Source organism: Allopusillimonas soli, assembly GCF_004153445.1.
Lineage (GTDB): Bacteria > Pseudomonadota > Gammaproteobacteria > Burkholderiales > Burkholderiaceae_B > Allopusillimonas > Allopusillimonas soli.
Genome location: NZ_SDQC01000003.1, coordinates 418,610 through 432,442 on the forward strand (window position 1 = coordinate 418,610; position 13,833 = coordinate 432,442).

Here is a 13,833-nt window from a genome sequence, read left to right on the forward strand (position 1 = left end):
ACCCTGATTCTTATATGGCCGCAAGGCCGCCAACAAAGGAGACACACGATGAAACGCCTAGCACGACATCCTCTTTTCTTAGCCGCTGCCGGCGCGTTGACGCTGGGCCTGGGCACAGCCGCCCACGCCGCGGACGACGCGCTCACGCTACGCATCGCCGACAGCCTGCCCAATGGCAGCTATATCTACAAGTTGGCCACCAAACCCTTCATGGACGAGGTCGAGAAACGCAGCAATGGCCAGATCAAGTTCAAATACTTTCCTGGGCAGCAACTTGGCAAAGCCAAGGACATGCTCAAGCTTACTCAAGCCGGCATGACAGACATCGGCTACGTCGGCCCGTCCTATGTGCGCGACAAAATGCCGCTGTCGTCCGTCTTCGAACTTCCGGGTGCGTTCTCGGACGACTCTTGCCAGGGGTTCACCGCCTTCTGGAACATGACCCATGACGGCGGCTTCCTGCAGAAGAACGAATGGGACACCAACAACGTCATTCCCATTCTGTCGGTCATCACTCGCCACCACATCTATGTCTCGAACGACAAGCCCATCCGCACACTGGATGATCTGAAGGGCCTGAAAATGCGAACATCCGGCGGCGCAATGGCGCGCACCATGCAGGAGCTTGGCATGGTGCCCGTCAATGTTTCAGCACCCGAGACCTATGAAAGCATGTCCCGCGGCACGATAGACGGCGCCTTTTACCCCGCTCAAAGCGCCTTTGACTACGGGCTGACAGATCTCATCAAAAGTGGCACCGAGACAAAGCACGTCGCCGGCGCGGTGCTGACCTATGCCGTCAGCAAGAATACGTGGCGCAAACTCAGCCCCGAGCAGCAGAAAATCATCATGGATGTGGGCCACGAAGTCTCCACCACCAGCTGCAAGGGCTTTGATGCCGCCGAACAGAAGGCCATAGACCGCATGCATGAACTGGGCATCAAGACCATCAAGTTCGATGAGGCGGACAACAAGCGGGTGGACGAGGCCTTCCAACGCTCGTCGGAAAACTGGGCCAAGGCGTTGGATGAGCGCGGCAAGGCAGGCAGCAAGGCATTGGATGCCATGCGCAAGGCTGTCGCCGCTGTGCAATAGCACCGCGGCATGCGCGACAACCAGAGCCAGGATGCCAAGAACTCAAGGGCAGCTGCCCGATACCACCACAGGCCTCTTCATGCGGCCTGTGGCCCCTGGCATGTCAAAGAGGAATCACCATGACAGCACGCTGTAGTGAACAAGAACGCCAGATCCGCATCGATCTGGCAGCCTGCTATCGTCTCATGCCTTTGTTTGGAATGAGCGACCTCATTTACAACCACATCACAGCCCGCGTGCCCGGTACGGATGATGAAATCCTGATCAACCCCTACGGCCTGATGTACGAAGAAATGACCGCCTCCAGCATGGTAAAGATCAACCTGAATGGCGATATCCTGGATAATCCGAATAAAGACATGGATATCAACAAGGCGGGCTATGTCATTCACAGTGCGGTACATGGCGCGCGACACGATGTCGGCTGCGTCATCCACACGCACTCCCGGGCAGGCATGGCCGTATCCGCAATGAAGCAAGGCCTCCTGCCCTTGACTCAAACGTCCATGCGATTCAGGGATATACGCTATCACGACTACGAAAGCGTGGCAGTGGATCTTGAAGAACGCGAACGCCTGGTGCAGGACCTGGGAGACCAGGACGCCATGATTCTACGCAACCACGGTCTGCTAGTGGCATCGTCCAGCATCCCCGAGGCCTTCAATACCATGTACTGGCTGGAGATGGCCTGCCGCGTGCAAGTAGACGCATTGGGCTCAGGGCTGGAAATCAACATGCCCTCACAAGAGGTCATAGACAAGACACACTACCTCTACCTGCCCACCACGCGCCGGCGCTTCGGCTTGCTTGAATGGCCGGCGATGCTGCGTTACCTGGACAGGCGCAATCCTGGTTATGCTGATTAATATGGCGGGCGCTTACGCCTTGCTGGCGGGTCGGGATACAGCGTGTACTTGAAAAGATCCGGGTTGGCCAGCCTTGCCATCAACGCGGCAATTGACCTACTGGAAACCCATCGGCACGGCGCGGGGCATATTCTGGTTGCTCAACAAAGAACAGACATCCGATGATTCCCAGCGTAGCGCCGAAAAGTAGATAATAGGCTGGCGTGATTCCCCCGCAGATACTAACCACTGCTTCTGTTCAAAAAGTGCAAAACCACTTCTTTCATGAGCGGTAACTGGTAAGAAGCGCCATAGAATCGCTGACAGCAAAACAACCTTGTAATCATCCATATCACTATCTTGCAGTCGTAGGAGCAGTATTCCCTTTAGGTTTAGCCCAAGGCTTGATAACTTATTCCATGGCCTTCTGGCAAGATCGAGAAAATCTCAGCTAAAGCCCGTTCGGCTGACACTTTGCTCCACTGATTCATGAGCAGGTAGCTTTTGTCGTCAACGACAAACACCTCTTCCTCTTTACTGAAAAAGCGGTCTTCATCTTTACCATTGGCTGCTGCAATCGCCGGGGCAGTGTGTTGCCCATTCAAAGAAATAAATAGGCGATGCCCCCGCTTGGAAACGGCTGCCATAATTTGCTCAGGCTTTATACCAAGACCGATCACCTCTTGAACTACCTTGAAGATCAAACCCCGTTTATTCAGTGGCTCAAACCGTCCCGTTGATGTAATGACACAGTATTTTGTGTAGTCTTTGCTTGAGGTTTGTGCGACTTCACGTTCCCGATTTTTCTCCCGAATAGCAACCTGGAACTCGGATGCCTCAGGAAGTGGAATTACTTGTTGAATGTCCAAGAATATATTGTTGTCAGCAAGGTGCGGGCGTAAGCGCACGCAGGTGATATCCAAGCCTTGTTCATTTAGCCACAGCACTGACGAGGTGATTTCTTTGGAAAAATCGGCGCTGGCCAGGACGATCCTTACTTGATTGTCTAGTGTGGGTTCGTCTTCGGATTCATCCAAAAACTCACGGATTCGCTCTTCCGCAGACTCCGTTGCTTTACCATTTTTCGATAGATAAGATTGGTGCGCCTCAACTGCTTGTCGAAAGGTCATCGTTGAGACCATGGCGGCATAGCGCAGAGCCTGAAGCTCCATGTGGCCACCATCCTCAGTTCGCTTTAGCTCAATTACAACCAGCTGTGCTTCTCTTGTCAGGCCCAGTAGATCAATGCGGCGCCGACTATCCTCCCAGTCGCCATATTCCTCAGCAAGAACCATAACATCTTTGGAAATGATCTCAACATGATCCTTCAGAATCCGCTGTATGTCAGTCCGTTCCCTTAAGCCAAGCTCATTGAACGAAGTCTGAGGCAGTTCGGTCAGCGTATCGCTGTTAAGACGGTAAATCGTCATATCGGGTCTCGTCGGTAGTTATTTTTGCTATGTGCCCTCTTGTTTGGTAGAGGTAAAATAGTTATACCAAATTTCACTATATTTATTTTTGCTGCATGTAATAACAGTTCAACGACGTTGTTGTATTTCGGAGCATCCCACAAATGTCTGTGAGTTCGAAACAAGCTCTTCACGCACAACGTCAAACACTGACAAAGCACTGGGATTAGTTCCAGCGCGCGGCAAAAACCCCTGGCTGGCGCAACCTTATAGACGCCATCATTGAACTAAATTCCGTTGGAGCCAGAAGATAGACATCCTTGAAGGCCTGCCGCTTGAACAACGCATAACCGACATATTGAAAACCAGCAGACCCTGTTAGAGCACACATACCCATTAACTCCATGGACACGCACGAACTATGAACCTACCAAGCTCCGATAACAGCGCCACTACTCATCACTGCTTAAAGCCCAACCGATGAATCAACGCCTGGATGACGCATCGTTGTCGGGTGTGGCTATGGATAGGCGAGCTCGCAGCAAACTGGGGCTGGCATCATCCCCAGCCAACGCTACACGAGCAAGTTGAACGAGGCGTAGCAACCAACCCGCCGACGACTCCACAAACATATCAGCTTCAAGTTCAGCGTTGCGCGAACCCATACTGATTCCCAGTTCCTGTTGGTTCAGCCACGCCTCAACGCCCTCCAAGGCCTCGTCATCGCCAAGCATGCTTACGATATATGGAATGACGTCGATCTGCACATCCGTTAGTACATTATCCTCGACAATGCGCGGCCCGCGCGCTAGTTCGGCTAGATCCAGAGGTTTCATATTTCACTACTCTCGATGTTCATTAAGTTAATGACTGACATGCAGCGTCAGATACCTGCATACCACTCATAGCCGCGATCTTCCCAATAACCGCCTCGGCCACCCCACAAGGTGTCGAAGGCAGAGACGACTTCAATCCGCATCAGGTACTTCGCGTGCTTGTAGCCCAGTTGTCGTTCAACCCTGAGGCGTAGTGGCGCGCCGTGCGCCACGGGAAGGTTCTTGCCGTTCATGGCATAGGCAAGGATCGTCTGAGGGTGATAAGCGTCGGGCAGATCGATGCTCTCGTAATAGCGCCCGCTGCCATCAAACGTTTTCTCCAGCTCGTCCGCACAGTGGAATATCACATAGCGCGCACCGGGTTTGAGGCGCGCGATATCCAGGATCCGCCCGAGATGTACGCCTTGCCATTGCCCGATTGCGCTCCACCCTTCCACGCAATCGTGGCGAGTGATTTGCGTGCGCGATGGCAGGCGCTTCAGGTCGGCAAGCGACAGACTGAGCGGCTGTTGCACGAGCCCATCCACCTGCAGTCGCCAATCAACGAAACCGTGTTCGAGCAGATGCGCGTACTCCTCGGAATCGGGGGATTGAGTGCCGTTGGCGCGGAACACCGGCGAGAGGTCGGCCACGCTGTATTCCCTGGCCAGCGACTGGCGACCGAGCAGCAATCGCTGGCCGCTCATCGTCAGCTTCTCGGTATTGCGTAGCAACGCGCCAAACTGGGTACTTTGCGTCATGCGATCACAGCCGGCAAGCATGGCCACACCGGCGCCAGCCATCAAGCCGGTCAACATGCGTCGACGTGAGAAATTGGGCTTCATGGTGCATCTCCTGAGCGATCGATGGCGTAACGCCCGCTGATCATCGACCGAACGTTGTTCCAGAAGCCAGACACGACGACCATCAACACATGAACAACGACGAACAGCACGAGCGAGGACGCTGTGATGAAATGCCAGGTGCGTGCTGAAGGGCGCCCGCCAAACAGGTCGGGTAAAAAGGGAAAGGCGGCGTCAAGGCCCGGTGACATGGTCAGCCCCGTCAACACCATTAATGGAAGCAATACCAGCGCCACGAGCAGGTAGGTGATTTTCTGCAGGGCGTTGTAGCGCCGTGCCTCGTCACCCTTGGCAAAACGAAGGCGTGCATGGTCGGTCACCTCTTGCCATAGGTGTCGCAGTTTCAGTTGATCCCGGTTCGGCAACAAGTCGCGCCGGATGTGGCCGCGCCAAAATCCATGCGCCAAGTAGACCAGGCCATTGATAACCAGCAGCCAAGCAAAGAGGAAATGCCAATTTCTTCCTGCGCCCAGATCATGGTAAGAGGGAATCGTGAGCCAAGCCGGAAACGCTCGGGCCGTGACCACATCGCCTTGACGAGAGGCGCCTAGAACGCCGGTTGTCTCGATGCGCAGCGCACCGATCCGCAAGAAGCCACGTACCCCATCTTCGTGCTTCTGGGATTCGATTGCGATGAATGCCTGATCGGCATCGGCCCCATACTCTCCCCAATATAGCCGGGGGTGTGCATTGAGAATCTGCAGACCGCTCAGCAGCAGAACAGAAAGACAAAACACATTTATCCAATGCGTCATTCGCACAACGGCCGAATGCCGCTCGATGAACTGGCGCTGATCTGCATCATCAGCTGCCGCGAGCCGGTGCTTCGATTCAAAGGTTTTCATGAAATACTCTCGCGCCGACTGACCGATCTGCCAGTCGGCGATTGTGGTTGCTTACATTGGCGGGACAACACCGTCTTTTCCGACGATCACATTGCCGGCGGACAGAGTGCCCTTTGCAGCTTTTTCAGCGGGAATAAACACCACCGTGCCGGGCTTTACATCGTCGACCGTAGCCGGTGCAAGCGTGACAACGGGCGTGCCGTTGGGAATGGAGATTTTTTTTGCTTTGCCGTGATAGTTAACCGTTACAACGCTGCCATCTACCGACTTGACGGCGTCTCCGACGGTTGCGTTGGTCATCGTACTGTTCGGTTTCAAGTCCCAACCGTAGCTGCCTTCGCCGCGCCCCTTCATGGCGGGTGGGAAAATTAGCACTTCCAGCGCGCCGTCACCGCCTTCCGACTTGGGTAGCGATGCGATGCCCACAAAATCACCCGGCTTGATATCGCTGATGCTGGCTTTCTTTACTGCCGACGCCATCCAGCCGTTTTTGAGCGTTACGGTTACTGGCTGACCATCGCGTGACTTCACTTGAAGTTGATCGCCCGCAAGCGAGACGACGGTGCCCCGCACGCGAACGCTCTGGTCAGCTGCGCTGGCGGTTGTGGCGGCGGTTAACCCGCCGACGGCAAACATGACACCAGCCAGACCGCCAGTAAGAAGCTTGTGAAGTCGTGAAATATGCATGTTGAAACTCCTGGGCGATAGCACATCGCCTTATCAATACTCGGCGCATGAATGAGTAATACCGCCGAAAGCTGCGCCGGGAAAACTTTCGAAAGTGACAAATCGATTTGTGCAATCAGTTGCTAGTAGCGTGCGTGCTTGGCGCGACAAGTCCCGCAAAAGATCTCCGGCTTTAGCTCGCTTGCGTGTGCCTGCTCTAGGTCTGAGGAACGCCCTGCTGCGAGCTCTGATGTATGGGCGGTAGAGTTTGCAGGCATGACGCCGATGACGATGGTTGAAACAGCGGTTTTGGCGCTCACAGCGGATCCATAAAAACCAGGAGAAAAAGTGAATAGAACTTTGGGGTTGCCGAGCATTTTCCAGAGTCTTGCCTTATTAAACGATCAACTAGTTGGTAGACAGTTGGATTAAAAAAATAGAAAACCTTTTCTCTTAAGAAAATTAAAACGTTCAACCAGGTGCGCTCAACTGACTAATGGCGGCTTGAGAGATGGATTCGAATATCTCCGGCTTGCCCAGGGCTCGTGCGGTCAGCATTGCACCATGCACGGTAGACATCAATGTCTGTGCCTCGATGACAGCGCTGTCGCGCAGTTTAAATTGCCCCTTTGTTGCGCCATCTTCCAGGATCCTTGCGAGCCAGGCCGCCAGGTCTTCGAAGTAGCCATGCACTTCGTCTGCCACCTCTTTTGGAATCATGGGCAATTCAGCAGCCAGCATCGCGCAGATGCAGATGGGCGCTGTGCCCTCACGTATACACTTCGACCAATAGCCGGTGTAGGCTTCGAGCCGTTCCAAGGGATCAGCGAGCTGTCGGTCCAGAGCGGCCATACCCTCCTGAGTCTGCTCGCGATGTCGCACGACCACAGTCTGGACCAACTCTGCCTTGCTCGGAAAATGATGATGAATGCTGGCCTTGCCAATATGTACCCGATCGGAAATATCTGCATAGCTGAAGCCGTTATAGCCGCCAGAGGCGAGCAATAGTTTCGTTTGATCGGCAATTTCAGTTGCTCGGGGGGATAGTTCGACGCTCATGGTGCATGCACTCGTTTGGCTAAAAACACATGTAAGACAGCTTTCGTGCAGACATGTTGTTTATTATATTCAATTCAGCCATTCTACTAGTTGGTTGGTTTTATGTCAATGCGCCGAAATGGCAATGGCAATGGCAATGGCAATGCACATGCTTGTAAAAGGTTCGACTCGATATATCAGCAACCTAAGCCAGCTGGCTCCTTCCAGCACGAGTGAAACCACGCTGATCGAACAACGGCTCCGCGGCGGAAAGCAACTTAGCCGTATATCTCAGTCCGCCGCCTTCTTGAGGGTATAGTCCGCCATAATGGACCAGTCGCACTCGCCGCCGCCCGCATCTACAGCAGCGTTCATCCGCTCTCGCACTGCTTCCAGCATTGGAAGGCGACGACCGGCTGTCGCGGCGGCGGCCGTTGCAAGGCGAAGATCTTTTAGGCCCAACCGCGCCTTGAAGCCCGGATCATATCTTTCGTTGAGGATGTTGGCGCTGTAGTTCTGATATGAGCGACCGCTGAACAAGGTATTGAGAATAAGTTCGAAGAAACTTCCTCTGTCGAGATCATTGGCTTCTGTTATGACCACCGCTTCGGCCATGGCTTCGATCGCCATGCTGATCATCATATTTGCCGCCAGCTTTGCAGCATTCGCTTGCCTCGGCTGAGAACCCATCATCCACACCTTCTTGCCAAGTACATCAAGCAAGGGGCGGACCTTCGCCAGCGCTTTTCCATCGCCAGCAGCCAGAATATTGAGCGCTCCGGCGGCCGCAACATTGGGGCGGCCAAGAACTGGTGCGGCGACGTATGCGACCTTTGCTTCCGCATGTGCAGCGCTGAGTTCTTCGGCAAACGCAACCGAAATCGTTGAGGTGATGATATGCACCACGCCGGGATGGGCCTGCGACAAAACTCCGGTGTCGAGCGCAACTTCGCGGATCGCCATATCATCGGACAGCATCGTGAACGTTGCATCACCCTTCAAGGTGTCGCCCACCTCGCCCACCATTTCCAAACCATCGACACCAGGGTTGCCGGATCGGTTCCATGCCCGCACGATATGACCTGCCGCTACAAGATTGCGCGCCATCGCCGAGCCCATCGCACCAAGGCCGATAAATCCAACTTCCATCTTCACGTTCCTCCGCTGAGCACCGTAGCGTCCAGCCAATTGGTCACCGCGTGCAACACATCATCAGAATTCAGTTCATAAATCACGCCGTGACCGTTTCCGTAGATGCCGTGATCTGGCAAATGCAGCAGCTTGGCGGCTGCGCCCGCGGCAATGAGATGGTCGACGATGGGCACACTGGCCGCAGCGAAATTCGATGCTTCAGCCGTCAGGACAAGGATTGGCAGGTCCACGAGCGCCGGTACGCGCAGCGCCTCAAGTGGCGCATTTCGAACCTCTTCGTAACAGGTCCGCGGCGGATCAAATGTCAATGGCGCTGCTGCAAGGCCCCAGTTGAGGGGACCGATATTCGGAATATCCGCAAAAGGTGGCCCCATGGGCTCGACCGCAACAATCGCTATCACCTGACCAGGTCGTCGGTCCGCCGCCAGCCAACCGCTTGGGCCTGAGGCCGAGTGAGTCAGTAGAATCGACGGACCGATGCGGTCGAGAAGGCGGGCAAGGCGGTCCGCATCCATGTCTTGCGATGCCTCAAGATCGGCTGGAAGCGGGCCATAACCAGCAATGAAGGCATCCATCGCCGCGTCGTCATCGGCAGCAAAAGGCCATTGTGTGTGTGTCGGCAACGCCTCAGTCGGAAAATAAATTCGCCGGCCGTTCTCGTAGGAAAAAGGAGGCCCCATTGGCCCGATAGTGTCGGTGTGGAATGGTGAGCGGCCATGACCAGGGCGGTCAACCACCAGTACGGCGTAACCCGCTTCCACGAGCCTTTGCGCCCATCCCGGCCGTCCATCGGGCGTATCGAACCATTCGCTGCCCTGGAAGCCGCCGCCATGAACTAAGATGACCGGAAACGGTTTGTTGACACGCTCGGGCGCTTCCCACTCCACGAACATCGGTCCGCGCTGGTAGGTCTCACCGTCGCGTTCTACACGTTCACCTGGCACCCAGAAATGACCGTGGCGAACTGCTCTTGCTGGTTTGTTGTGCCAGGGGTTCTCAATCGTCATTGTCTTGATCTCTGAATCAGGCGCTTATGCCGCCATCGACAAGAATGCCCGACCCGGTAACATAGGCAGCGCCGGGCCCGGCGAGGAAGGCGACGGCCTCGGCGACCTCCCTGGTCTGACCGTAGCGGCTAATCGACAGGCTTGGAATGATAGAAGGCGCGAGAGCGCCATCGGCGGGGTTCATGTCGGTGTCAATTGGGCCGGGGCGGACCAGATTGACGGTGATTTCTCGTGGACCCAATTCACGCGCAAGACCACGGGTGAAGCTTTCCAGCGCGGATTTGGTGGCTGCGTAGACTGCTATACCAGCGAACGGAACAGACAGGCCCGCATTGCTTCCGACACTAATGATGCGGCCGCCATTCGGGATGTGTTTCAACGCAGCCTGCGTGACCAGGAAAACACCGCGCACATTGACATTCAGTTGCCTGTCTATGTCCTCCAGCGACTGCTCGGTGAAGTCACCCGCGATGAGGACGCCGGCGTTATTAACCAGAATATCAAGACTGCCGAGGTCGGCGACAGTCTGCTCGACCGCTGTCTTCGCGGCTTCAGGGCTGGCGGCATCGGCTTGAAAGGCGACAGCCTTGCGGCCCAGGGCGCGAATATCAGCGGCGAGCGCTTCGGCCTTATCGGCCGACTTACCGTAAGTGATAGCGACGTCGGCGCCATCCTCAGCCAGCTTCAGCGCAATGGCCGCGCCGATGCCACGCGCTGCACCAGTAACAAGCGCGCGCTTACCCGCGAGACGAAGAGAGGGCATGTTGTTCATAGCGAAATTCCTGTATTAATTTGCTTCTGTATCACTCAGCAGAGAGATCAGTTATGGTCGGTGATATAGACACGCTTCGCACCCTGCGCGATGAGTGCTTCAGCGATGGAGAAACCGATGCAGGTAGATCCATCGGTTGCGACGTGGCTCAATAACTTGATAGTCATACTTCTATTCCTTTCAAAGTAAAAGGTACTTGGGGTTGCGAGCGCAGCACGACTGCGCCGCCAGTTGCGCGTATGTATCGGGCAGTCTTTATAGCTACATTAATTAAGAACCATTTGGTTCCAAATTAGGCAGCCTGTTTCCTAGTTGATTCAGTTGGTTCCGAATTAAAGTCAGGTCAACGGTTTCAGCGCGAGATCAATCACGGATCGCATGTCGTCACGATCCGCGCCCGCCTTTCCCAATACCCTCATTCCCTGAATCTGGCACACAAGAAACCTGGCAAATGTCCGTTCATTCAAACTATGATCAATCTCACCCAAGGCCTGCGCTCGGATGATTGCAGCTGCAAAAAGGTCCTGCAGCCGCCGAAACAATCGGGCTATCCGAATCAACACCTCCTCGTCACCCGGGAGCATTTCAGTTGCCGTGAGCACCACAAAGCATCCGCGCAACCCGTCCTTGCCGGACGAAAGCTCGGCATAGCACGAAAAGGCCTCACGAATTGCAGCCTTCGGAGAAGCGTTGGAACTCAACATCTCACTAACCTTACGAATCGCGTCATCGATGTAGACATCCAGTGCACGAAGGAAAACCCCTCTCTTGTCGCTGAACGCCTTGTAGAAACTGCCTCTGGATAGACCCATGCCATCAAGCAAGTCGGGAAGCGACGCATCATGATATCCACGATCCCAAAATACGCCCATGGCTTTGCGAACAACCTCTTCAATCTCAAATTCGCGGGGGCGTCCTATGGATGGGGATGTATGAGTATCTTTGATCATGGAGCGCATTATGGAACCATTCAGTCTATAAATCAAGTGTAATTTTCCGGGCACCTGAATACTGTGCAGCCAAGGCAGCAATACTGGCTGCCTCGGTCGTTATGGAAGATCAGGTCCGCTGGAAGGCGTCGTCGGACCAAGCCATGGCGCTGCATCAATCCACGCACCCGCTTTTTTTGCAATATCGCGTTTCATTATCAGCCTGGCATTCTCCGCTCGCAGGCGCGCAATCTCCATCTGTTCGGGCATCACCATGGCTTGCAGTTTTTGTGTGCTATCGGAATTACTCAGCCGCCCATGGGTTGAGAACTGTCACACCAGATGATTGAAAATCTGCCACATTTCGCGTTACTAAGGTCATGCCATGTACAAGTGCTGTTGCTGCGATCAGGCTATCCATGGCTGGGCCTGGATCGGGTACATGAAGCGCTGCGCAGCGCTGCGCAACGGCTGTATCAACCGGCAGGATGCGACCGGCAAAAGCTGGCAAAACATGGCTCTCGAGCCAAGTTCGAAAAATGGCGCCTTGCGTCGAGTCGCGACGCTCAACCAATAATACGCCGAGCTCCAACTCCTGCACGGTGATTGCCGACAAGTAAAGGTCTGGTGCATCCACACTGTCGGCCCACTGCGCCACATTTTTATCAGCACGACCAAGGCGAACTTTGCGCAGTTCAGAGACCACATTGGTGTCCAGAAGGAACATCAGGAGAAATCCGCAGGCTTCGCAAGGTCACGCGAGCGAGGCGTCTCAAAATCGGTATCAGCAATACCCGGCATTGCCAGCAAATCAGCAATCTTCTTGCTGCTTCCAGTAATGCGCTGGTAAAGCTCGATACTCATAAGAACATGAGCCGGTCGACCTCGGTCAGTGATGAACACCGGCCCATTATTTGCGGCCCGTTTTGCCTCGCTTGCCCCTTGGTTGAACTCCCGGCTTGATATGCTGGTGATGGTCACAATGGCACCTCGATGAATACGAGAATTGTAGTAATGTTACTACAATGAAAAATTATATGCAAGAATAGCAGCAATTTCGCCCGAGATTTTTTGACGTAGATGTTCGGACGATCAGCGATAAGCTTTAACCCCTCTTCGGGCATGCAGGGTAGAGGTCAGTGCTGCTTAACTCGCCTGCTCAGCATCGCTAGAACAACCCCACCTACGATCAATGCGGTTCCGAAGAGCAATTGTGTGCTCAACGTTTCACCGAGAATAAGGGAGGAAAAAGAAAGGCCGACTACTGGCACCCCTAATGACGCCAGGGAAACAACACTAGCTGATAATCGGCGACTGACACTATTCATCGCCCAATAAGCAAGTACGGTTCCAATGAGGCTGCCATAAGCCAACAGCCCCAACAGTCGCCAACTCCATTCAATTGCTGGAATGCCCTCCAGCATCACGGCAAGTGCCAATTGCACGACCGCAGCCAAGAGAATTTGCCAAGGTAAAAGTTGCAATGTCGAAGCTGTACTTTTATGAGCCCGGTTATACACGATACAAATGGCCCAACATAATGCAGCGCCCAGGATCAGGACATGACCATACAGAATATCAGGATCATGCCAATCCAGGGCGCTGGGCTGTAACAGCAAAGCCAAGCCAGCTAAACCTATTGCCATGCCCAACATCCGCTGTCTGGACAATGTCTCATGCAGAAACAACCACGCCGCCGGCAAGACCCACAGAGGCGTTGTATAGGCAAGCACAGCAGATTTCCCTGCTGGCACATACTGCAGGCCAATACTTGCCAGCACAGTGAAAGCAGCCATATGCAGCAATCCAACGTTGAAAATGACGGGAATGTCGCTTTTCGCGGGAACCTTAGCTTGGCCTGCCAGTGCAGAGAGCACCCACACGGCAAGGCAGGCGGGTATCGTGCGTAATGCAGCGGCCCAAACGGGCGGAAGATAATCCAGAACGGCTTTTCCTACGCTCCAGTTAATGCCCCAAGCAAGGATTACGATACTCATGAGCGCAACAGATACAAAGTGAGAAGGCGATTCTTTTTGAATTGCCTTTCCAGGGGGCACCAGAATCGAGCTGGTTTTTACGCGCTTTCCTATTCTGTACCATTCGGCAGTCAGCGCGCTACGAGTCAAGCCCATATCATCAAGCAAGTAATCATCCAGTTCAAGCAAATGCCGCAGGTCCTTGCGACTACCAAATGGGCTCTGGAAACCTAATATTCTTCCAAGCAGGTAAGGCAATCTCATCATTTTCACTTCTTGATTGCTAGAACTGTAATGGGCCCATATCACCCACATCCAAAGGTGCTGTTTGCAAAGGCAAGCAGCATCTCGGTGTGCAACCAAGCCTGAAACACCCAACTTAGCCCCATTGCACCGGTGCAAACGAGCAGAACGCGCACAA

Annotated in this window: 16 protein-coding genes; 2 read left to right on the forward strand and 14 right to left on the reverse strand. The window is 54.3% G+C overall.

Going from position 1 to position 13,833, the window contains the following annotated elements; translation table 11 throughout:
* Positions 1-48: 48 nt before the first annotated feature.
* Together ERD78_RS11805 and ERD78_RS11810 are read left to right on the forward strand one after the other, a co-directional pair.
* On the forward strand, positions 49-1,095 hold the full coding sequence (locus ERD78_RS11805; protein WP_129969494.1) for a TRAP transporter substrate-binding protein: 1,047 nt from the start codon (positions 49-51) through the stop codon (positions 1,093-1,095).
* 119 nt (positions 1,096-1,214) lie between these two features.
* A complete protein-coding gene (locus ERD78_RS11810) occupies positions 1,215-1,961 on the forward strand; it encodes a class II aldolase/adducin family protein (RefSeq protein ID WP_129969495.1) in 747 nt (248 codons plus the stop codon).
* A gap of 96 nt (positions 1,962-2,057) precedes the next feature.
* On the opposite strand, the gene ERD78_RS11815 is transcribed toward ERD78_RS11810, so the two are convergent.
* From ERD78_RS11815 to ERD78_RS11885, 14 genes are all read right to left on the reverse strand, one after another.
* Positions 2,058-2,291: a hypothetical protein gene (locus ERD78_RS11815; RefSeq protein WP_129969496.1), complete on the reverse strand. Its 234-nt coding sequence runs from the start codon at positions 2,289-2,291 to the stop codon at positions 2,058-2,060.
* Positions 2,292-2,332: 41 nt separating this feature from the next.
* Positions 2,333-3,370, reverse strand: coding sequence for a PDDEXK family nuclease (locus ERD78_RS11820; protein WP_129969497.1), 1,038 nt, complete (start codon positions 3,368-3,370; stop codon positions 2,333-2,335).
* A 464-nt stretch (positions 3,371-3,834) separates the two neighbouring features.
* On the reverse strand, positions 3,835-4,185 hold the full coding sequence (locus ERD78_RS11825) for a hypothetical protein (protein WP_129969498.1): 351 nt from the start codon (positions 4,183-4,185) through the stop codon (positions 3,835-3,837).
* 47 nt (positions 4,186-4,232) lie between these two features.
* Positions 4,233-5,009, reverse strand: coding sequence for a molybdopterin-binding protein (locus tag ERD78_RS11830; RefSeq protein ID WP_129969499.1), 777 nt, complete (start codon positions 5,007-5,009; stop codon positions 4,233-4,235).
* The gene (locus ERD78_RS11835; RefSeq protein ID WP_129969500.1) at positions 5,006-5,872 is read right to left on the reverse strand and encodes a cytochrome b/b6 domain-containing protein; all 867 of its coding nucleotides are present in this window, start codon (positions 5,870-5,872) and stop codon (positions 5,006-5,008) included. The genes ERD78_RS11830 and ERD78_RS11835 overlap by 4 nt, the downstream gene beginning before the upstream one ends.
* Before the next feature lie 51 nt (positions 5,873-5,923).
* Complete coding sequence (locus tag ERD78_RS11840; RefSeq protein WP_129969501.1) at positions 5,924-6,559, reverse strand: hypothetical protein; 636 nt, start codon at positions 6,557-6,559, stop codon at positions 5,924-5,926.
* 450 nt (positions 6,560-7,009) lie between these two features.
* Positions 7,010-7,597, reverse strand: coding sequence for a TetR/AcrR family transcriptional regulator (locus ERD78_RS11845; protein WP_129969502.1), 588 nt, complete (start codon positions 7,595-7,597; stop codon positions 7,010-7,012).
* Positions 7,598-7,867: 270 nt separating this feature from the next.
* On the reverse strand, positions 7,868-8,725 hold the full coding sequence (locus tag ERD78_RS11850) for an NAD(P)-dependent oxidoreductase (RefSeq protein WP_129969503.1): 858 nt from the start codon (positions 8,723-8,725) through the stop codon (positions 7,868-7,870).
* A 2-nt stretch (positions 8,726-8,727) separates the two neighbouring features.
* Positions 8,728-9,735, reverse strand: coding sequence for an alpha/beta fold hydrolase (locus ERD78_RS11855; RefSeq protein ID WP_129969504.1), 1,008 nt, complete (start codon positions 9,733-9,735; stop codon positions 8,728-8,730).
* Positions 9,736-9,751: 16 nt separating this feature from the next.
* The gene (locus ERD78_RS11860; protein WP_129969505.1) at positions 9,752-10,507 is read right to left on the reverse strand and encodes an SDR family oxidoreductase; all 756 of its coding nucleotides are present in this window, start codon (positions 10,505-10,507) and stop codon (positions 9,752-9,754) included.
* 338 nt (positions 10,508-10,845) lie between these two features.
* Positions 10,846-11,457: a TetR/AcrR family transcriptional regulator gene (locus ERD78_RS11870; RefSeq protein ID WP_180029206.1), complete on the reverse strand. Its 612-nt coding sequence runs from the start codon at positions 11,455-11,457 to the stop codon at positions 10,846-10,848.
* Between the two features lie 283 nt (positions 11,458-11,740).
* Positions 11,741-12,166, reverse strand: a complete 426-nt coding sequence (locus tag ERD78_RS11875) for a type II toxin-antitoxin system VapC family toxin (protein ID WP_209019997.1) — start codon at positions 12,164-12,166, stop codon at positions 11,741-11,743.
* On the reverse strand, positions 12,163-12,417 hold the full coding sequence (locus tag ERD78_RS11880; protein WP_129969507.1) for a type II toxin-antitoxin system Phd/YefM family antitoxin: 255 nt from the start codon (positions 12,415-12,417) through the stop codon (positions 12,163-12,165). Before ERD78_RS11880 ends, ERD78_RS11875 begins: the two co-directional genes overlap by 4 nt.
* 155 nt (positions 12,418-12,572) lie before the next feature.
* A complete protein-coding gene (locus ERD78_RS11885) occupies positions 12,573-13,679 on the reverse strand; it encodes a DMT family transporter (RefSeq protein WP_245152448.1) in 1,107 nt (368 codons plus the stop codon).
* Between the last annotated feature and the right edge of the window lie 154 nt (positions 13,680-13,833).